The sequence below is a fragment of the Streptacidiphilus sp. MAP5-3 genome (assembly GCF_041262505.1).
Lineage (GTDB): Bacteria > Actinomycetota > Actinomycetes > Streptomycetales > Streptomycetaceae > Streptacidiphilus.
On the sequence record NZ_JBGCCL010000005.1, the window covers coordinates 300,513 to 318,481 of the forward strand.

15 protein-coding genes are annotated in these 17,969 nt (G+C 72.7%); 6 read left to right on the plus strand and 9 right to left on the minus strand.

Features of this window, described 5'->3' with window-relative positions; genetic code table 11:
- Both ABH928_RS11465 and ABH928_RS11470 read left to right on the plus strand, forming a co-directional pair.
- A complete protein-coding gene (locus tag ABH928_RS11465) occupies positions 1 to 2,823 on the plus strand; it encodes an ATP-binding cassette domain-containing protein (protein WP_370064936.1) in 2,823 nt (940 codons plus the stop codon).
- The gene (locus ABH928_RS11470; protein WP_370064938.1) at positions 2,813 to 3,472 is read left to right on the plus strand and encodes an ATP-binding cassette domain-containing protein; all 660 of its coding nucleotides are present in this window, start codon (positions 2,813 to 2,815) and stop codon (positions 3,470 to 3,472) included. The genes ABH928_RS11465 and ABH928_RS11470 overlap by 11 nt, the downstream gene beginning before the upstream one ends.
- A 43-nt stretch (positions 3,473 to 3,515) precedes the next feature.
- On the opposite strand, the gene ABH928_RS11475 is transcribed toward ABH928_RS11470, so the two are convergent.
- Together ABH928_RS11475 and ABH928_RS11480 are read right to left on the minus strand one after the other, a co-directional pair.
- Entirely contained in the window at positions 3,516 to 4,151 is a 636-nt protein-coding gene (locus ABH928_RS11475) for a transglycosylase family protein (RefSeq protein WP_370064940.1), read from the minus strand.
- A 181-nt stretch (positions 4,152 to 4,332) separates the two neighbouring features.
- Positions 4,333 to 4,962: a transglycosylase family protein gene (locus tag ABH928_RS11480; protein ID WP_370064942.1), complete on the minus strand. Its 630-nt coding sequence runs from the start codon at positions 4,960 to 4,962 to the stop codon at positions 4,333 to 4,335.
- 583 nt (positions 4,963 to 5,545) lie between these two features.
- Between ABH928_RS11480 and ABH928_RS11485 the strand changes: the two genes are divergently transcribed.
- Positions 5,546 to 6,376 carry a hypothetical protein gene (locus ABH928_RS11485; protein WP_370064944.1) on the plus strand — a complete coding sequence of 277 codons (831 nt, stop codon included), beginning with the start codon at positions 5,546 to 5,548 and terminating at the stop codon, positions 6,374 to 6,376.
- A 172-nt stretch (positions 6,377 to 6,548) separates the two neighbouring features.
- Positions 6,549 to 6,887, plus strand: a complete 339-nt coding sequence (locus ABH928_RS11490) for a hypothetical protein (RefSeq protein WP_370064946.1) — start codon at positions 6,549 to 6,551, stop codon at positions 6,885 to 6,887.
- A gap of 51 nt (positions 6,888 to 6,938) precedes the next feature.
- Here the strand turns inward: ABH928_RS11490 and der are convergent, their stop codons facing one another.
- The 4 genes from der to ABH928_RS11510 all read right to left on the minus strand — a co-directional run bounded on the left by der (position 6,939) and on the right by ABH928_RS11510 (position 11,771).
- Entirely contained in the window at positions 6,939 to 8,405 is a 1,467-nt protein-coding gene (gene der, locus ABH928_RS11495) for a ribosome biogenesis GTPase Der (RefSeq protein WP_370064948.1), read from the minus strand.
- A 93-nt stretch (positions 8,406 to 8,498) separates the two neighbouring features.
- Positions 8,499 to 9,197 (minus strand): (d)CMP kinase, encoded by a 699-nt coding sequence (gene cmk, locus ABH928_RS11500; RefSeq protein WP_370064950.1) that lies wholly within the window; start codon positions 9,195 to 9,197, stop codon positions 8,499 to 8,501.
- A gap of 112 nt (positions 9,198 to 9,309) precedes the next feature.
- The gene (locus ABH928_RS11505) at positions 9,310 to 10,392 is read right to left on the minus strand and encodes a prephenate dehydrogenase (protein WP_370064952.1); all 1,083 of its coding nucleotides are present in this window, start codon (positions 10,390 to 10,392) and stop codon (positions 9,310 to 9,312) included.
- 218 nt (positions 10,393 to 10,610) lie between these two features.
- Positions 10,611 to 11,771 carry a M24 family metallopeptidase gene (locus tag ABH928_RS11510; RefSeq protein ID WP_370064954.1) on the minus strand — a complete coding sequence of 387 codons (1,161 nt, stop codon included), beginning with the start codon at positions 11,769 to 11,771 and terminating at the stop codon, positions 10,611 to 10,613.
- Positions 11,772 to 11,870: 99 nt separating this feature from the next.
- Between ABH928_RS11510 and ABH928_RS11515 the strand changes: the two genes are divergently transcribed.
- A complete protein-coding gene (locus ABH928_RS11515; protein WP_370064956.1) occupies positions 11,871 to 12,209 on the plus strand; it encodes a DUF952 domain-containing protein in 339 nt (112 codons plus the stop codon).
- Between the two features lie 163 nt (positions 12,210 to 12,372).
- Positions 12,373 to 14,526 carry a hypothetical protein gene (locus ABH928_RS11520; RefSeq protein ID WP_370064958.1) on the plus strand — a complete coding sequence of 718 codons (2,154 nt, stop codon included), beginning with the start codon at positions 12,373 to 12,375 and terminating at the stop codon, positions 14,524 to 14,526.
- Positions 14,527 to 14,586: 60 nt separating this feature from the next.
- On the opposite strand, the gene ABH928_RS11525 is transcribed toward ABH928_RS11520, so the two are convergent.
- The 3 genes from ABH928_RS11525 to ABH928_RS11535 form a co-directional block, all read right to left on the minus strand.
- On the minus strand, positions 14,587 to 16,095 hold the full coding sequence (locus ABH928_RS11525) for an MFS transporter (RefSeq protein WP_370064960.1): 1,509 nt from the start codon (positions 16,093 to 16,095) through the stop codon (positions 14,587 to 14,589).
- Between the two features lie 142 nt (positions 16,096 to 16,237).
- Positions 16,238 to 16,822: a TetR/AcrR family transcriptional regulator gene (locus ABH928_RS11530; protein WP_370064962.1), complete on the minus strand. Its 585-nt coding sequence runs from the start codon at positions 16,820 to 16,822 to the stop codon at positions 16,238 to 16,240.
- 14 nt (positions 16,823 to 16,836) lie between these two features.
- A complete protein-coding gene (locus ABH928_RS11535; RefSeq protein WP_370064964.1) occupies positions 16,837 to 17,907 on the minus strand; it encodes a pseudouridine synthase in 1,071 nt (356 codons plus the stop codon).
- Between the last annotated feature and the right edge of the window lie 62 nt (positions 17,908 to 17,969).

The following is a 17,969-nucleotide window of genomic DNA, read 5'->3' on the forward strand; positions in this document are numbered from 1 at the left end:
GTGCCCGCCGCTCAGCTGGTGCACGCGCAGTTGCTACACGCGCCGTTGCTGCACGCGCAGCTGGCGTCGCTGCCGCTGGACCTGGCGCAGGCCGGGCTCACCGTCGGGGCCGCCGCCGCGCTCTCCGGGATCGGGCTGGTGGTCTGCTACCGGGCGACCGGCGTGCTCAACCTGGCGCAGGGCGCGATCGCGATGATCACTGCCTATGCGGTGCGGCAGACCGTGGTGGTCTGGCACTGGCCCAAGGCCCTGGCCGTCGCGGTCTGCCTGCTGGTCTTCGCTCCCGCGATCGGCTGGACCCTGGACGCCCTCGTCTTCCGGCCGCTGCAACGGCGTGACGCGGGGCCGGTGGCGACGCTGGTGGCCTGCCTCGGCGTCTTCGTGCTGCTGGTCGGTGCGGCGTTCCTGCTGTGGGGGCCGACGCCGCTGAGCGACGCGCCGAGTCTGCTGCCGTCCACCCCGTGGGCGGTGCTGGCGGTGGTCGGCGTGCTGGCGGTCGGGGTGGCCGTGGTCGGCCGGTGGACGCCGTTCGGCACCCAGGTGCGGGCGGTCGTCGACAACCGGAGGCTGGCGGAGCTGGCCGGAGTGGACGCGGACCGGGTCTCCTCGGTCGGCTGGGCCTTCGGCGCGTTCACGGCCGGCGTGACCGGCGCGGTGCTGGCCCCCGGACTGCGGCTGGACCCGTACGGACTGCCGCTGCTGGTGATGGAGACGATGGCGGTCGCGGTGATCGCCCAGCTGCGCAGCCTGACCGTCGCGGTCGCCTCGGCACTGGCGCTGGGCGTGCTGCAGAGCGAGCTGACCCAGTTCCATCCGAGCGGCTGGGAGCAGTCGCTGCTGCAGGCGGTGGGGGCGAACCTGTTCGCGCTGGCGCTGCTGGTGGCGGTGCTGGTGCTGCCGTTGGACTTCACCGGCCGCGGGCGCGGGGGCGGGGGCGGCGAGGATCCGGAACGCCGCGCGTACCACCCGGTGCTGACCGGGCGTCCGATCGCGTCGGGTGGTGCTGCCGGATCGGGCCGGAACTCGGCGGTGCGGCTCGGCTGCGCGGTGTTGCTGCTGCTGCCGTTCGCGTTCCGCGCCGACGACCTGCGGTCGGCACTGCAGGTGCCCGCGCTGGCGCTGGTGCTGCTGTCGATCACGGTGGTGACCGGCTACGGCGGCCAGGTGTCGCTGGGCCAGGCCGGGTACGCGGGGCTGGGCGCGCTCTTCACCGGGCTGCTGGCGGGCGGGCGGGTGGCGGGGCTGCCCGCGTTCCCTCCTGTGGTGGCGCTGCTCTGCGCCGTGGTGCTGGCCGCGCCGCTCGGGCTGCTGGTCGGCTGGCCCGCGATCCGGCGGCGTGGGCTGGCCCTGGCGCTGACCACCTTCGCGGTGGGCACGGCGATCAGCCGCCTGGTCTTCCAGCAGCCCGCCGCGACCACGGGCGTCATGCTGGACCGGACCGGGATGCTGGGCCAGGACCGCTTCTTCTACGGGGTGGAGTTGGCCCTGCTGGCGGGCGCGCTGCTGCTGGTCCGGGCGCTGCGCCGGGGACGGCTCGGCCGGGCGCTGGGCGCGATGCGGGACCACGAGGCGGGCGCGGCGGCGGCCGGGGTGGACGTGCCACGGCTGAAGCTGCTGGCCTTCGTGCTGGGCGCGGCGCTGGCCGCGCTGGGCGGCGGACTGATGGGGCTGGGCGGGCAGGCCTTCGACCCGAACGCCTTCGACCCGGTGCTGGGCCTGATCTGGTTCGCCGCGGTGGTGGTCTTCGGCGCGGACAGCGCGGTCGGCGCGGTGCTGGCGGCGGCCACCCTGGTGGGTCTGGACGCGGGGACCGTCGCGGGCGTCTCGACGGCGGTCGTCGGAGCGCTGGCGCTGCTGCTCGGTCGGCTCCCGCCGGGCGGCCTGGCCGGGCTGACCCGCCTGCCGGGACGCGGGACCCGGGCCAGGGACGCCGCCCACCGCACGGCGGCGGAGCTGGGCGCGGAGCCGGTCCGGCTGACTCCGCTCGGACGGCGTCTGGCGGCGCGGATCACGCTGCCCGTGCAGGCGGCGACTCCCCCGGCGCCCGCGCCGACGGCTGCGCCCATGCCCGCGCCGGCGCCCGCGCCGACGGTGGCGCGGCGGGAGGGCGAGCGGCTGACCGCGCGCAACCTGACCAAGCGCTTCCAGGGCGTGACCGCCGTGGACGGGGTGACCCTGGCCGTGCCGCCGGGGCGGATCACCGCCCTGACCGGGCCCAACGGCGCGGGCAAGAGCACGCTCTTCGACTGCCTCAGCGGCGCGCAGCGCGCGGACTCCGGCCAGGTGCTGCTCGGCGGCAGGGACCTGACCCGGCTGCCCGAGCATGCCCGGGCCCGGCTCGGGCTGGCCCGGACCTTCCAGCAGATCGCCGTCTTCCCCGGGCTGACCGTGGCCGACAACCTGCGCGTCGGCGCGGAGCAGGCGGCCGGGCGCACCGCACGGGAGTCCGCCGCGGACGCCGACCGGCTGCTGAGCCTGCTCGGCCTCGCCGAGCTGCGCGACCAGGCCGCCGCCGAGCTGCCCACCGGGACGCTGCGGCTGGTCGAACTCGGCCGGGCGCTGGCGGCGCAGCCCGCCGTGCTGCTGCTGGACGAGCCGGGCGCGGGCCTGGACCGGCGCGAGACGGCGCTGCTGGTGGAGCTGCTCCGCTCGCTGGCCGAGGGCGGGCTGGCCCTGCTGCTGGTGGAGCACGACCGCGAGCTTGTCGACGAGCTGGCGTCCGGCGTGCACGTGATGCGGACCGGCCGGACCGAGTTCCACGCCCGGCCGGAGCATCGGTACGGGCCGGAGCATCGGGGCGGGGTGCTGCCGCATGGCGCTTGAGGTGGAGCTGCGGGCGGCCCGCGTCCGGTACGGGCCGCTGGAGGCGCTGCACGGGGTGGACCTGCCGGTCGCGGCCGGAGCGATGACGGTGCTGCTGGGCCGGAACGGCTCGGGCCGCAGCAGCGCCCTGCAGGCGCTGGCCGGGGTCGCGCCGCTGGCTGCGGGCAGCGTGCGCTGGTACGGCGGGTCGGAGCGGGCCCGGGACATCACCACGATGGACACCTTCCGCCGTTCCCGGCTCGGCATCGCCCTGCTCCCGGCGGAGCAGGGCGTCTTCCCCTCCCTGACCGTGGCGGAGAACCTGACGCTGCTCAGCGGCGCGGGGGTCCCGGCCGCGCTGGCGCTCTTCCCCGAGCTGGAGCCGCTGCTGTCCCGGACGGCAGGGACGCTGTCGGGCGGCGAGCAGCGGATGGTCGCACTCTCCCGGGTGCTGACCGGGCCGGGTCGGTTGCTGCTGCTCGACGAGCTCGGCCTGGGGCTGGCCGAGGAGGTCGTGGCGCGCGTCCACACCGCACTGATGGCGCTGGTGGCGGCGGGCCGGACGGTGGTCCTGGCGGAGCAGTCCCTCCCGGCCGCGCCCGCCGCGCCGGACCTCGTCTTCGAACTCCGGCGCGGCGCGGTGGTCGCGGCGTACGAGACGGCAGGTTAGGCCGCTCGTCGGCCGCTCGTCAGAACGCTGCTCGGGCAGCCGGTCAGGACGCGGGTGGCAGCAGACGGAGCACCGTCCCCGCGTCGAGCGCGTTCGGGTCGGGGCCGATGACGGCACGGTTGCGCGCGTACAGCGCGGGCCAGCCGCCGGCCAGGTGGAAACGCGAGGCGATGGACGCCAGCGAGTCACCGGCCCGGACCGTGTACGTGGCGGGCACCGTGCCGGACGGCGGCGTGGTGCTCGGCGGGGGTGTCGTGACCGGCGTGGGCGTGGTGCCGGGCGGGGGTGTGGTGCCGGGCGGGGGTGTGGTGACCGGCGGCCTGCCTCCGCCGGGCGGGCGGTGGCCGACGAGGCCGAGGCTGCGGGCGCAGTTGGGCCAGGCGTCCCAGCCCTGCCAGGCGAGGATCTTCTCGGCGGTGGCTATCTGCTCGATCCGGGCGGCCAGGTCGGGGCGGGACGCGTAGCGCAGTCCGCCGGACTCCCGCCAGGTCTCCAGGGAGATCTGGAGTCCGCCGTAGTAGCCGTTGCCGCTGTTGACGTGCCATCGGCTGTTGCTCTCGCACACGGCGAGCCGGTCCCACACCGTGGCGGGGACACGCGTCCCGGCCGACGCCGACTGCGGCAGCGCGCACAGGACGACAGCCGTCGTGGCCGTCAGACATCTTCCGACTATGCCCATGGCGGCTGACGCTACGTCGGTTTCCGTGCCGGTCAGATGATCTGATGATCTGCCACGCCGCAGCCTCACCCGGACAGCGCACCCCACCGGTGCCCGCGCCGGACAACGCCGACAGCGCGGCCGCCGTCCACGGGGGACGGAGGCCGCGCCGGTGTCGTCAGGCGCTGGGAGAGCCGGTGGCTCAGCCCAGGTTGAGGACCTGGCCCGGGAGGATCAGGTTCGGGTTGCCGCCGATGACGCTCTTGTTGGCGGCGAACAGGTTCTGCCAGGTGGTGCCGTGGGCGGACGCGATGGCGCTCAGCGTGTCACCGGACTTGACGGTGTAGCTGCCGGCCGAGGAGGAGCTGCTCTGCGCCGGGGCGGACTGCTGGACCGGGGCGGACTGCTGCGGCTGCTGAGCCGGGGCCGCCTGCTGCGCCGGAGCGGACTGCTGCGTGGAGGAGGTGTTGACGGAAGCCGGGGCGCCACCGGCGGTCAGGCCGGCCTGCGGGCCGCAGACGGGCCAGGCGCCCGGACCCTGGGAGGCCAGGACCTGCTCGGCGACGGCGATCTGCTGACCCTCGGTGGCCTGGTCGGCCTCGGAGGCGTACTGGGTGCCGCCGTAGGCCGCCCAGGTGCTCGGGGTGAACTGCAGGCCACCGTAGAAGCCGTTGCCCGTGTTGATGGACCAGTCGCCACCGGACTCGCACTGCGCGACGGCGTCCCAGGTGGAGACCGAAGCAGCAGACGCCGTGGTGGCGGTCAGCAGACCCGCCACCGGAGCGGCGACGAGCGTGGCGGCGACAACGGCGGTGCGGACACGGAAGTTCATGAAATGCCTTTCGACAGCCCCGGGCAGGGTCAGCGGGGGCCCGCACAGTCCGTCACGACGGCTCTGCGCTCGGCCGGCCCACGCCCTCGCTCCGACACTCGCCACCGACCTGTCTGTTGTTGCGGCGGCGGGCACCTCCCACGGCCCACGCCCGAAGGACGCAGGGGGAAAGTGCGGAGACGGGCGAACCCGGGCGGTGCTCGTTGCACCGACGCCAATGACGGTAGGAACTCCCCGGTCGTGGACTCAAACCTCGATGGAAAGTCCCTGTTCACACGGCCGTTACCGCTAGTAAGAATCTTGGAAATCTTTACCGGATGTCCGATTTGGGACTTTTGTCGAACCGTCAGCCGGACGGTTTCGTGACGCCCACCACAGGAACCGGGCCATCAGGCCGGGTGACCTCCCCCACATGGTCGACGGACGGTCACCCAACGGTGCGTCAGAGTGACCGAAATCGGTCGAGTTCGCGTCCGATTCGGGGTGGGGCCGTGACCCCGGGCACATCCGGTGCGTTTGTCATCACGGCCGTCATATCGGCTGGGGCCAGACGTCCCCGGCCCAGCGATTCGAGGAGTCATCCGTGCAGCGCATGATCGACGTCAGCGACGAGGTCCGTGCCGAGATCGGTGACGACGAGGCCGATCGTCTGCTCCAGGGGGTCACCGCCCCCGACCGCTACGACTGCACCTCCTGCCGGGCGCCGGGCGACGTCACCCTGGACCCGACCGCCACCGTGCTGTTCGTCGGCGAGGAGACAGCGGTTCTCGCCTTCGCCCACTCCCGGTGCATCCCGTCCCAGGTGGTCGAGGTGGCCGAGGAGCAGCTCCAGGGCGCCGTCCGCAGCATCAGTGCCACGGCCCCACCCGCCGCAGCCGTCCCCGCGCCTTCGGCGCCCTCCGCTCCGGCGGCTGCGTCCGGCCAGGTCGCACCGGCGGTCCTGGGGGTGACCTGCGGTCTGGTGCTCTGCAAGGGCGGGGAGTTCCCCGGAGTACCGCGGGCGGCGCTCGTGGTCGAGCCGACCGGGCCGATCGGGCGCCCCGGCACTGCGGTCGGCGAGGACGCCTTCGGTGAGCTGCTCATGGAGCACGGCTTCCAGCTCGTCCCGGACGTGGACCAGCCGCCCGGCCAGCTGCCCGGCTGGTCGGTGCTGATGGCGATGGGTCAACTCCACGCCGTGCTGCAGCCCTCCCCCGGCGGCGGCACCAACGCGTGGTGGCAGGCGCACCAGCCGCTCCAGGTGACCGACGCGTGGCGCTCGGCCGCCTCGCAGCAGGCACACGTGATGATGCTCGCCGCCCCGGCGGGCAGTATCGGCCGTCAGCCGCGCGAGGACCTGCTGCGCAGCGCCCTGGACAACGCGGCGCGGCGCGGTCTGCTGCTCGGCGCGGTGCTGCCGCTGGCCGGCACCTGAGTCAGGCACCGCAGCCGAGGCAGGCACCGCGCCTGAGGCAGACAGGCAGCAAGCAGGGGCGCGCGCAACCGTGCGCCCCTGCTTGCTGCCCTGACCAGCACAAACGGGCGGCCTGTCGATACTGACGGTGCCGTCCCCGCATCCAGAGCACGGCTGGGTCGTTGGCCATTACGTGCACACCTTCGACACCTTCCCCCCGCCCCGCCGCAGCCCCGGCGTCTGGACGCCTGCGGCCGAGGCCATGGCCGTTCCGATGCCGCCGAGCGTCCCGACCGCGATCCCGGCCATGCGGCCCGCCTTCGAGCGTGACGCCGGCCGGGAGACGCCGATCTACGACTCCCTCTACAGCGAGTTCCGCAGGCTCTTCCGCAGCCTGCCGGGCGACCGGAGCGGCGAGGAGCACTTCCGGCTCCCCTACTTCGCCGACTTCACCGCCCCGCAGAGCGCTCCGGTGCCGCCGGGCGCCGGGCGGCACCGGGGTTACCTCTCCCTGCCGCCCGGCTCCGCCTGATCCGGCCTGCCTGCAAGATCCGGCCTGCCTGATCCGTCCGCCCGACCGGGGCTACTTCTTCTTGCCGCGCTTCTCGCGCACGCGCACCGAGATGGAGATCGGGGTGCCGACGAAGCCGAACTCCTCGCGCAGCCGACGCTCGACGAAGCGGCGGTATCCGGCCTCGATGAAGCCGGAGGCGAAGAGCACGAAGCGCGGCGGCTTGGTGCCGGCCTGGGTGCCGAAGAGGATCCGGGGCTGCTTGCCGCCGCGCACCGGGTGCGGGTGGGCGGCGACCAGCTCGCCGAGGAAGGCGTTCAGACGGGCCGTCGGGACACGGGTCTCCCAGCCCTCCAGCGCGGCCTCGATCGCCGGGACCAGCTTCTCCATGTGGCGCCCGGTCAGGGCGGAGACATTGACCCGGGGCGCCCACTGGACCTGGACCAGGTCCTGCTCGATCTCGCGCTCGAGGTAGTAGCGGCGCTCGTCGTCCATCTGGTCCCACTTGTTGTAGGCGATGACGACGGCACGTCCGGCCTCGACGGCCATGGTGATGATCCGGGTGTCCTGCTCGGCCAGCGTCTCGCTGGCGTCGACCAGGACCACCGCGACCTCCGCCTTCTCCAGGGCGGCCGCGGTGCGCAGCGAGGCGTAGAAGTCGGCGCCGGCGGTCTGGTTGACGCGGCGGCGGATACCGGCGGTGTCGATGAACTTCCAGGTCTTGCCGCCGAGGGTGATCATCTCGTCGACCGGGTCACGGGTGGTGCCGGCCAGCTCGTTGACGACCACCCGGTCCTCGCCCGCGACCTTGTTGAGCAGGCTGGACTTGCCGACGTTCGGGCGGCCGATCAGCGCGACGCGACGCGGGCCGCCGAGGATAAGGTCGGCGGCGAAGGTCTGCGGCGGTGCCTCGGGCAGCTTCCCCAGGACGGCGTCGAGCAGGTCGCCGGAGCCACGGCCGTGGAGGGCCGAGACGGGGTAGGGCTCGCCGAGGCCGAGGTTCCACAGCGCGGCGGCGTCGGCCTCGGCGGACGGGCCGTCGACCTTGTTGGCGCAGAGCACCACCGGCTTGCCGGAGCGGCGGATCAGCTTGACCAGCGCCTCGTCGGTGTCGGTCGCGCCGACCTGGGCGTCGACGACGAAGAGCACGGCGTCGGAGTTCTCGATGCCCATCTCCGCCTGGGTGGCGACCAGGCCGTCCAGGCCCAGCGCGTCGATCTCCCAGCCGCCGGTGTCGACCAGCTTGAACCGGCGGCCGTTCCAGGTGGCCTCGTACTGGACCCGGTCGCGGGTGACGCCGGGACGGTCCTCGACGACCGCCTCGCGACGGCCGATGATCCGGTTGACCAGGGTGGACTTGCCAACGTTCGGGCGTCCGACGACGGCCAGCACCGGCAGCGGGACGTGCTCGTGGTCGTCGAGGTCGCCGAACTCGTCGAGATCGAAGCCCTCCTCGGCGGCCAGCTCCATGAACTCGGCGTACTCGGCGTTGTCCAGGTCGCCGTGTCCGGCGATGTGACCGGCGTTCTCCATACTCATCGGGCGGTGCCCACTCTCGTCTTCGGCTGTTTCAGGCGGTTCTGGGGGCTGACGCCCGGCACGCGTGGTTCGGTGTCCGGCGCGCGATCAGGCTCAGCCCAGGCGGGCGGCGACGCGCGCGTGCACCAGCCCGATGATGTGCGCGACGACCTGATCCGGGGTCATCTCGCTGGTGTCGACCTCGACGGCGTCGTCCGCCTTGCGCAGCGGCGCCGTGGCGCGGCTGGAGTCGGCCGTGTCACGGCGGTTGATGTCGGCCAGGATCGCGGCTATCCCGGTCAGGTCGGTGACGCCGAGCTGCGCGGCGCGACGGGCCGCCCGGGTCTCGGCGGAAGCGGTGAGGAAGACCTTGACGTCGGCGCGCGGGAAGACCACGGTCCCCATGTCCCGGCCCTCGGCGACGATCCCCCGCGCGGCATGCAGGGCGGAGCCGCGCTGCAGCTCGACCAGGCGGGTGCGCACCTCGGCGACGGCGCTGACCGCGCTGACGGCGGCGGTCACCGGCTGCTCCCGGATCGGGCCGGAGACGTCGACGCCGTCGACGGTGATGGTCGGGCCCGCGGCGTCCGTCCCCGAGACGATGACCGGCTTGCTGGAGGCCACCGCGACCGCTTCGGCGTCGTCCACGTCGACGCCGGCGTTGAGCAGCCAGTAGGTCATGGCCCGGTACATGGCGCCGGTGTCGAGGAAGCTGTAGCCCAGCTGCGCGGCAATCTCACGCGACACGGTCGACTTTCCGGTGCCTGCGGGGCCGTCGAGCACGACGACGACCGGGGCAGAGGAGTTGTCCACGGGGCGGCTTCCTTCGGAACGCAGGGGAGAGGTCTACGTAAAGGTTACCGTCGCCGGGCAGGCACGACCGCAGCGCTCGTTGCGGCCCCGCGGCAGCCCCCGCTTTCGGGCCCTACCGCAGGCTCCAGCCGCGCTCGCGCAGCGCCGTCATCAGGGTCGGGACCGCGCCCGGCGCCACGGCCAGCTTGACCAGACCGGCCTGCTGACCGGCGCTGTGCTCGATGGAGACGTCCTCGATGTTGACCCCGGCCCGGCCCGCGTCGGCGAAGAGGCGGGCCAACTCGCCCGGCTGGTCGCCGATCAGCACGGCGACGTCCTCGTAGCGGGTGGGCGGGGCGCCGTGCTTGCCGGGGATCCGGGCGCGGCCGACGTTGCCGCGACGCAGCACGTCGGCGACGGCCGCCGCGCCCTTGCCGCGCTTGGCGGCGTCGGCCGCCTCCATGGCACGCAGGCCGGAGACCGCGCCGCCGAGGTCGGCGGCGACCTCCTCCAGGATGTCGGCGACCACGCCGGCGTTGGCGCTGAGGATGTCGACCCAGAGCCGCGGGTCGGAGGCCGCGATCCGGGTGGTGTCGCGGATGCCGGGACCGGCCAGCCGCACCGCGTTGTCCGAGGCGTGCTCCAGCCGGGCCGCGACCAGCGAGGCGAGCAGTTGCGGGGTGTGCGAGACCAGCGCGACCGCGCGGTCGTGCGCGGCGGCGTCCATCACCACCGGGACGGCCCCGCAGAGCGCGACGAGCTCCAGCGCCGCGTTGAGCGTGTCGGTGTCGGTGTCCGGCATCGGCGTCAGCACCCAGGTGCGGCCGTCGAAGAGGTCGGCGCGGGCGGCCAGCGGGCCGTTGCGCTCGGCGCCGGCCATCGGGTGGCTGCCGATGTAGCTCCGGGTGTCGCAGCCGAGCGCCAGCACGTCCTGCCGCGGGCCCGCCTTGACGCTGGCCACGTCGGTGTAGTGGCGGGCCAGTCCCTCGCGCTGGGCGTCGGCCAGCACCTGGCCGACCCGGGCCGGGGGCACCGCGATGATCGCCAGGTCGACGGGGCCGTCCGGCGGCTCGATCGTCCCTGCGCCGAGCGAGGCGGCGGTGCGGGCGGCGTCGTGGTCCGCGTCGCGCAGGTGGACCGCCGTGCCGCGTTCGGTGAGCGCGAGCGCGGCGGAGGTGCCGATCAGTCCGGTGCCGATCACGACGGCGGTGCGCATCGGGAGTACGTCCTCGCGGAAGAGTGGAAGAAGAGGTGGCGGGGGTGCTGGGAACGTCCGGGTGCAGCGGCGGCCGATCGGGTCGGGGCGCAGTCCGACCCGATCGGCAAAGCCGCTGACGCCCACCGTAACCGCGCGGACACGCCAGGGACACGAGCGTCCGCAGGGCAAGACAGTTGCTGAGACAGTTGCTGCGGCAGCCGCGGGAGCCGGTGCTGCTATCCGGCGAGAATCCGCAGCTCGCGGCTGGTGAGGTTGAGCCGCTCGCCGCCGTCGGCGGTGCAGACGGCGATGTCCTCGATGCGCGCGCCGAACTCGCCGGGGAGGTAGATGCCGGGCTCGATGGAGAAGGCCATGCCGGGCTCCAGCGGGCGGGACGAACCCGCGACGATGTAGGGCTCCTCGTGCGTCTCCAGGCCGATGCCGTGGCCGGTGCGATGGATGAAGTAGTCGCCGTACCCGGCCTTGGCGATCAGGTCACGGCCGACGGCGTCCAGCGCCTCGGCGGTGACGCCGGGGCCGACCGCGTCGCACTGCTCCTTCTGCGCGGCCAGCAGCACCTCGTAGAGCGACTCGTAGCGCTCCGGCGGGCGGCCGACGCAGTAGTTGCGGGTGGAGTCGGAGCAGTAGCCGGAGGGCATGGTGCCGCCGATGTCGACGACGACCGGCTCGCCCTCGCGGATCACCCGGTCGGAGACCTCGGCGTGCGGGCTGGCCCCATTGGGGCCGGAGGCGACGATGACGAAGTCGACCCGGGCGTGACCGGCGGCGGTGATCGCGTCGGCGATGTCGCGGCCGACCTCGCGCTCGGTCCGGCCGGGACGGAGCCACTCCTCCATCGCCGAGTGGACCTTGTCGATCGCCTCGGCGGCCTCCAGCAGCGCGGCGACCTCGGCCGCGCTCTTGCGCATCCGCAGCTCACCGATGACCTGTCCGGCCAGCGCCTGCTCGGCGCCCGGCAGCGCGTCGCGGAAGGCGAGCACCTTCTCCGCGAACATGTGGTTGTCCAGGCCGACCCGGCCCAGCCCCCGCGGCAGCCGGGAGGCGACCAGAGCGTAGGGGTCCTCGGTCTCCCGCCAGGGAACGATCTCGATGTCGAGCGCGCCGACCGGCGAGGCCTCGGCGGCGGGCTGCTCCAGCAGCGGGACGACCAGGAACGGCGCGCCCTCGGCGGGCGCGACCAGGCAGGTGAGCCGCTCCAACGGCAGCGCCTCGTAGCCGGTGAGGTAGCGCAGGTCCGGTCCGGGCGAGACGAGCAGGGCGTCGAGTCCGGCCGCCCTGGCGGCCTCCTGGGCGCGGGCGACCCGGTCCGCGGGGTAGAGCGCGGGGTCGTGTCCCGAGGTGTGTGCGGAGGCGTCGTGTCCAGCATCGTGTGCCATGCCCCAAGTCCATCACGCCCCGCCCGCCTCCGCAGTGTTCCGGCCTGTCCCGCGGCACACCCCCTACTCGCCGTGCGGCTGTTGCGGTACAAAGTGGACATGCTCTTCCACCTGACGCCGCTCGACGCGTGGCTGGATCACCCGGACCGGCCCTACACGACGTCCTCGCTGGCGTTGGAGGGCTTCATCCACTGCTCCGCCGACGAGGAGCAGGCACTGGCCGTCGCCAACGCCCGCTTCGCCTCCGCCCGCGGCCCGCTGATGGTGCTGCTGATCGACGAGAACCGGCTGGACGCGCCGGTGCGCTGGGAGGAGGCGGCCGACGGCACGCTGTACCCGCACGTCTACGGGCCGGTCAACCGCGCCGCGGTCGCTGGGATGCTGGAGGCCGAGCGGGACTCCTCCGGCCGCTGGGCGCACCTGGCTCTGTGGAGCTGACGCGCAGGCCGGAGCATCACTGATTCTCCGTCAATTCACCTGCGGGCAACGCAGAGGCCCCGCAGGCCCCCTTTTATGTTCGCTGCTCCCGTGCCAGTGTGGTGCGTCACTTTCTACGCGCGTCATCGGGGAAACTCCGACCGATTCACGAAGAGGGAGCAGGATGCGCAAGAGCAAGGTGCTGGCCCTGGCACTGACCGCCGGGCTGGGATTCGGGGCCGCCGTCGCGGCCCCGGCGGTGGCGGCGCCGAGCGCGCCGCGGGCAGCGGCGAACCACGCGGAGTCCTCCTGTCAGCTGGACTCGGCACAGCCGGGCGTCAAGCACGTGATCTACCTGCAGTTCGACAACGTCCACTTCACCCGGGACAACCCCAACGTCCCCTCGGACCTGGAGCAGATGCCGCATCTGCTGAACTTCCTGGAATCCAACGGCGTGCTGGACGACAACCACCACACGCCGTTGATCGCCCACACCGGCGACGACATCCTGACCTCGCTGACCGGCCTCTACGGCAGCGACCACGGTCAGCCGGTGGCCAACTCGTACCGGTACTACAAGCCGGACGGCACCACCAACTCGGCGAGCACCTTCGCCTACTGGACCGACGGCGTGGCCGACAGCTCGGTCCCGACGCCGAGCGACTCCAGCTACACGATGGTCACCCAGAACGGCAAGAACACCCCCGCGCCGTGGGTTCCCTACACCCGTGCGGGCTGTGACGTCGGCGCGGTCTCCGCGGCGAACACCATCCTGGAGAACACCACCGTCGACATCAACAAGGTCTTCGGCGCCAACTCGCCCCAGGCGGCCGAGGCCAAGGCGAACCCGACCAAGGCCCAGGCGGACTACGTCGGCATCGGCGTCCACTGCGCCCAGGGTTCAACGCTCTGTGCGGGCGCGGGCGCCGCCGCCAGCCCGGACCTGCTGCCGGACGAGCCGGGCGGCTACCACGGCTACCAGGCGCTGTTCGGCGCCAAGTCGGTGGACCCGGCGATCACCGGCGGTTCGGCCGTGGTCGACTCGACCTCCGGAGCGCCCATCACCGACCCCAAGGGCAACCCGGGCTTCCCCGGCTTCGACAGCATGAGCGCGGCCAACACGCTCGGCTACGTGGCGCAGATGCAGGAGTCCGGCGTCCCGGTCACGTTCGCGTACATCTCCGACGCGCACGACAACCACGCCGCCCCGTACAACGCCTTCGGGCCGGGCGAGGCGGGCTACGTCGCGCAGCTCAAGAGCTACGACCAGGCCTTCGCCCAGTTCTTCAGCCGCCTGGACAAGGACGGGATCAACTCCCACAACACCGAGTTCGTGGTGACCTCCGACGAGAACGACCACTTCGTCGGCGGCGCGCCGAGCCCGGCGAACTGCGACGGCGTGCACGTCCCGTGCACCTACCAGCAGATCGGCGAGATCAACGCCAACGCGAGCGGCCTGCTGGCCACCCAGCAGGGCGTGACCACGCCGTACGGGATCCACGCGGACTCCGCGCCCAACTTCTACCTGAACGGCGACCCGGCGCAGAACGCCCCGGTGACCCGCTCGTTCGAACAGGCGTGGTCCAAGGTGACGGCGGTCAACCCGATCACCGGGAAGACCGACGTGATCAACAACTACGAGGCCGACCAGACGGAGATGAAACTGCTCCACATGGTCACCGGTGACCCGAAGCGAACGCCGACGTTCACCTCGTTCGCCAACCCGAACTACTTCGTCTACGCGGGCGCGGCCAACTGCAACTCCTCCTGCGTGGCGCTCGGTCCGGACTACGCCTGGAACCACGGCGACTTCTCGACCGACATCAACACCACCTGGCTCGGCCTGGTCGGTCCGGGCGTCAGGCACCTGGGCGTCACGAACAAGGTCTGGTCGGACCACACCGACATCCGGCCGACGATGCTGACGCTGACCGGCCTGCGGGACGACTACCGCAGCGACGGCGTGGTGCTGACGCCGTTCCTGACCGCCTCCGCGCTGCCGCGCTCGCTGCGGGGCGACCGAGGCGAGTACGCCGCGCTGGCCGCCGCGTACAAGCAGCTGGACGCGGGCGTGGGCCAGTTCGCCTCGGCGACGCTGGTCCTCTCCAACAAGGGCGTCTCCTCGTCCTCGGCCGGTGACGCGGTCTACCAGGCCGACGAGGCGAAGCTGGCCGCGCTGGGCGCCGCGCGCGACGCGCTCGCCTCGCAGATCGCCGGGCTGCTCGACCGCATGGCCTTCGGCCACGGCCGGGTCGGCGCGCTCGACAGCAGGAAGGCCGGCCCGCTGGTCCGGCAGGCCGACCTCCTGATCACGCAGGCCCGGAAGGCCGCCGCCTGATCAGCACCGCTCGTTCCTGAGTGAGCGAGGCCGCGCCCGTCCCGTCCACATGACGCACCGTCACATGTGGACGGCGACGGGCGCGTTCGCGTCCTGCTGGATCCTGCCGCGACGGTAGAGCAGCAGGCTGAGCACCAGCCCGACTGCGAAGAAGCCCGCCGACCACCAGTACGCGGTGGAGTAGCTGTGCAGCTGCGCCTTCGCCAGCAGCTCCGGCGTCGGCACGCCCTTGCCGACCAGGTAGTGCGTACCGGCGCTGGTGGCCAGGGTGTTGAGCAGCGCCGTACCGATCGAACCGCCGATCTGCTGCATGGTGTTGACCGCGGCCGAGGCCACGCCCGCGTCCTGCTCGCCGATCCGGTCGGTGGCCAGACTCATCGTCACCGGCATGATCAGGCCGAGACCGAAGCCCATCACCAGCAGCGGCGGCAGCACGGAGGTGGCGTAGGAGCTGTTCAGCCCGAGGCCGGTCAGCCAGACCATGGCGCCCGCGGCCAGTGCCATCCCGGTGGGGACGAGCGGCCTGGGCCCGATCCGCGGCAGCAGCCACAGGGTGGCCAACTGCGCGGCGACCATCAGCGCGCCGATCATCGGCAGGAAGCCGAGGCCGGTCTGCACCGGGCTGTAGTGCAGCGTCTCCTGCAGGTAGTAGGTCAGGAAGAGGAAGACGCCGAACATGCCCGCGCCGGTGATGGCGGTGGCCAGGAACGACGCGCCGCGGTTGCGGTCCAGCAGCACGCGCAGCGGCAGCAGCGGGTGCTCGGCGCGGGTCTGCCACCAGCCGAAGACCGCGATCAGCAGCACGCCGGCGACCAGGAACCCCCAGGTCTGCGGCGAACCCCAGCTGTGCGACTCGGCGTTGGAGAAGCCGTAGACCAGCCCGAAGAGCCCGGCGGAGACCAGCACCGTGCCGGGGATGTCCAGCTTGGGCCGCTCTGCGGGAGCGCCCTTGCGCAGGAAGGCGAGGCCTCCGGCGAGCGCGAGGGCCGCGAAGAAGAGGTTGACGAAGAGGGTCCAGCGCCAGTTCAGATGCTCCGTCAGCAGCCCGCCGAGCAGCAGGCCGATGCCGCCGCCCGCGCCCGCGATGGCGCCGTAGATGCCGAACGCCTTGGCGCGTTCCTTGGCGTCGGTGAAGGTGGTGTTCAGCAGTGAGAGCGCGGCGGGCGCGAGCAGCGCGCCGAAGAAGCCCTGCAGCGCGCGTCCGGAGACCAGCATGGTGAAGTCCCCGGCCGCACCGGCCAGCGCGGAGGCGGCGGCGAACCCGCCGACTCCGACCAGGAACACGATCTTGCGGCCGAAGAGGTCGGCAAGCCGGCCGCCGAGCAGCAGCAGGCTGCCGAAGGCGAGCGCGTAGGCGGTGACGATCCACTGCCGGTCGGCGTTGGAGAAGCCCAGCGCGTGCTGGGCCGAGGGCAGTGCGATGTTCACGATCGTGCCGTCCAGCACGACCATCAGCTGCGCGATCCCGACGACCGCCAGCACCCACCACCGCCGGCCGCCACCGGTGGCGGCAGCCGTACTGCCCTCCGCCGCGCGTGCGCGCGAGGCGGGTGTCTGCGTCTGCGACATGAGGACTCCGAACGAAACGGTTTCGTACTCTTCGCGGACAACACTACGCCCATCGAAACGAAGTCGTTTCGATGGGCGGGTGTGAGTCGTGTCTCAGCTTTCCCGGAGCCGCACCGGCTCAGCTGTTCAGCTGTTCAGCTGTTCAGCTGTTCAGCAGGGCGGGAAGCACGACGGCGTTGATGTAACGCTTCATGTACTCGGTGTCCGCGAACCGGTCGTCGAGGATCTTCCGGGCCGGGAGCGCGCCGACCAGCATGTGGCCGAGGAACTCCCCCGCCGCCGCGCCCTCGCGGAGCTCGCCGCGGGCGACGGCCCGCACCAGCATGTCGCGGAGCACCACCAGGACCGGCTCGACCAGCATCTCCCGCAGCGCCGCCCCGAGATCCGGATTCAGATGCACTGCGTGGCCGACCGCGCTCATGAAGACGGTGTCGTCCTCCAGGGCCATCCCCGCCTCCGCGAGCGCGTGCAGGTCACCTGCGAGCGAGCCGGTGTCCACGTCGTCCAGCAGCAGCGGGCGGGCGTGGCGCATCGCGGAGGCGACCAGCTGCGGCTTGCCCTTCCACTGCCGGTAGAGCGTGGCCTTGCTGACGTGGGCGCGGGACGCCACGGCGTCCATGGTCACCGAGTCGTAGCCGAGCTCCCTGACCAGGTCGATGACGTGCCGGTACAGCTCCGCCTCACGCTCGGCGCTCAGCCGCCCGCGTCCCGCCGCAGTCCCCGGCACCGTGGTCACCTGGGTCAGAGCCCCACAGCCTTCATCAGCTGGCCCACCTCGGGGTTGGTCAGGCGGCGCAGCCACCCGGACTTCTGGTCGCCCAGCGCGATCGGGCCGAACTGGGTGCGGACCAGCTTCTCGACCGGGAAGCCCGCCTCGGCCAGCATGCGGCGCACGATGTGCTTGCGGCCCTCGTGGAGGGTGACCTCGACCAGGTAGTTCTTGCCGACGTTCTGCACGACCTTGAAGCCGTCGGCACGGGCCCAGCCGTCCTCCAGCTCGATGCCCTTGGCCAGCTGCTTGCCCAGGTCGCGCGGGATCGGGCCCTGGATCGCGGCCAGGTACGTCTTCTGCACGCCGTACTTGGGGTGGGTGAGGCGGTGGGCCAGCTCGCCGTGGTTGGTGAGCAGGATGATGCCCTCGGTCTCGGTGTCCAGTCGGCCGACGTGGAACAGCCGCGTCTCGCGGTTGTTGACGTAGTCGCCCAGGCACTGGCGGCCGTCCGGGTCCTCCATCGTCGCGACGACGCCGGCCGGCTTGTTGAGCGCGAAGAACAGGTAGGACTGGGTGGCCACGGTGAGGCCGTCGACCTCGATCTTGTCCTTGTCCGGGTCGACCCGCTTGCCCTGCTCGCGGACGACCTTGCCGTTGACCATGACGCGGCCCTGGTCGATCAGCTCCTCGCAAGCGCGGCGGCTGCCCATGCCCGCGCGGGCCAGCACCTTCTGCAGGCGCTCGCCCTCGAGGTCGCTGGTCGCGCTCGGCTTGGACGGCCGCTCGTGGCGGGCGCGGACCGCGTCCTCGACGCGGGCCTGCAGCTCGCGCGGACGCGAGGCACCGGAGCCGGGGCCCTTCTTCGGGCGGATCTGCCCGACACCACCGCCGCTGCCCGTGCCCTCACGGCGCGGACCGCGCGGCTTGGCGTTCTCGCCGCCGCCCCACTCCGGGCGGTCGTAGCGGCGCTGCTCGGGGCGCGGCGTGCCGTTGCCGCTGCCGCCCGCGCCCTGGCCGCGACGCTGGCCCTGTCCCTGGCCGTCCCGTCCCCGGGAGCCCGAGCCGCCGCCGCTGCTGTTCCTGCTGTTACCGCTACGCATCAAATGCCCGCTGCCTGGTCTGTCCGTCGTCGTGTGTCTGTCGTCCGTACTGCACTACTCAC

Bases quoted from the DNA above. Each gene is read 5' to 3' on its own strand.
- ABH928_RS11520 (WP_370064958.1), top strand. From the start codon at position 12,373: ATGCGCAAGAGCAAGGTGCTGGCCCTGGCACTGACCGCCGGGCTGGGA.
- der (WP_370064948.1), bottom strand. From the start codon at position 8,405: ATGAGTATGGAGAACGCCGGTCACATCGCCGGACACGGCGACCTGGAC.
- ABH928_RS11510 (WP_370064954.1), bottom strand. From the start codon at position 11,771: ATGGCACACGATGCTGGACACGACGCCTCCGCACACACCTCGGGACAC.
- ABH928_RS11515 (WP_370064956.1), top strand. From the start codon at position 11,871: ATGCTCTTCCACCTGACGCCGCTCGACGCGTGGCTGGATCACCCGGAC.
- ABH928_RS11475 (WP_370064940.1), bottom strand. From the start codon at position 4,151: ATGGGCATAGTCGGAAGATGTCTGACGGCCACGACGGCTGTCGTCCTG.
- ABH928_RS11525 (WP_370064960.1), bottom strand. From the start codon at position 16,095: ATGTCGCAGACGCAGACACCCGCCTCGCGCGCACGCGCGGCGGAGGGC.
- ABH928_RS11505 (WP_370064952.1), bottom strand. From the start codon at position 10,392: ATGCGCACCGCCGTCGTGATCGGCACCGGACTGATCGGCACCTCCGCC.
- ABH928_RS11535 (WP_370064964.1), bottom strand. From the start codon at position 17,907: ATGCGTAGCGGTAACAGCAGGAACAGCAGCGGCGGCGGCTCGGGCTCC.
- ABH928_RS11480 (WP_370064942.1), bottom strand. From the start codon at position 4,962: ATGAACTTCCGTGTCCGCACCGCCGTTGTCGCCGCCACGCTCGTCGCC.
- ABH928_RS11470 (WP_370064938.1), top strand. From the start codon at position 2,813: ATGGCGCTTGAGGTGGAGCTGCGGGCGGCCCGCGTCCGGTACGGGCCG.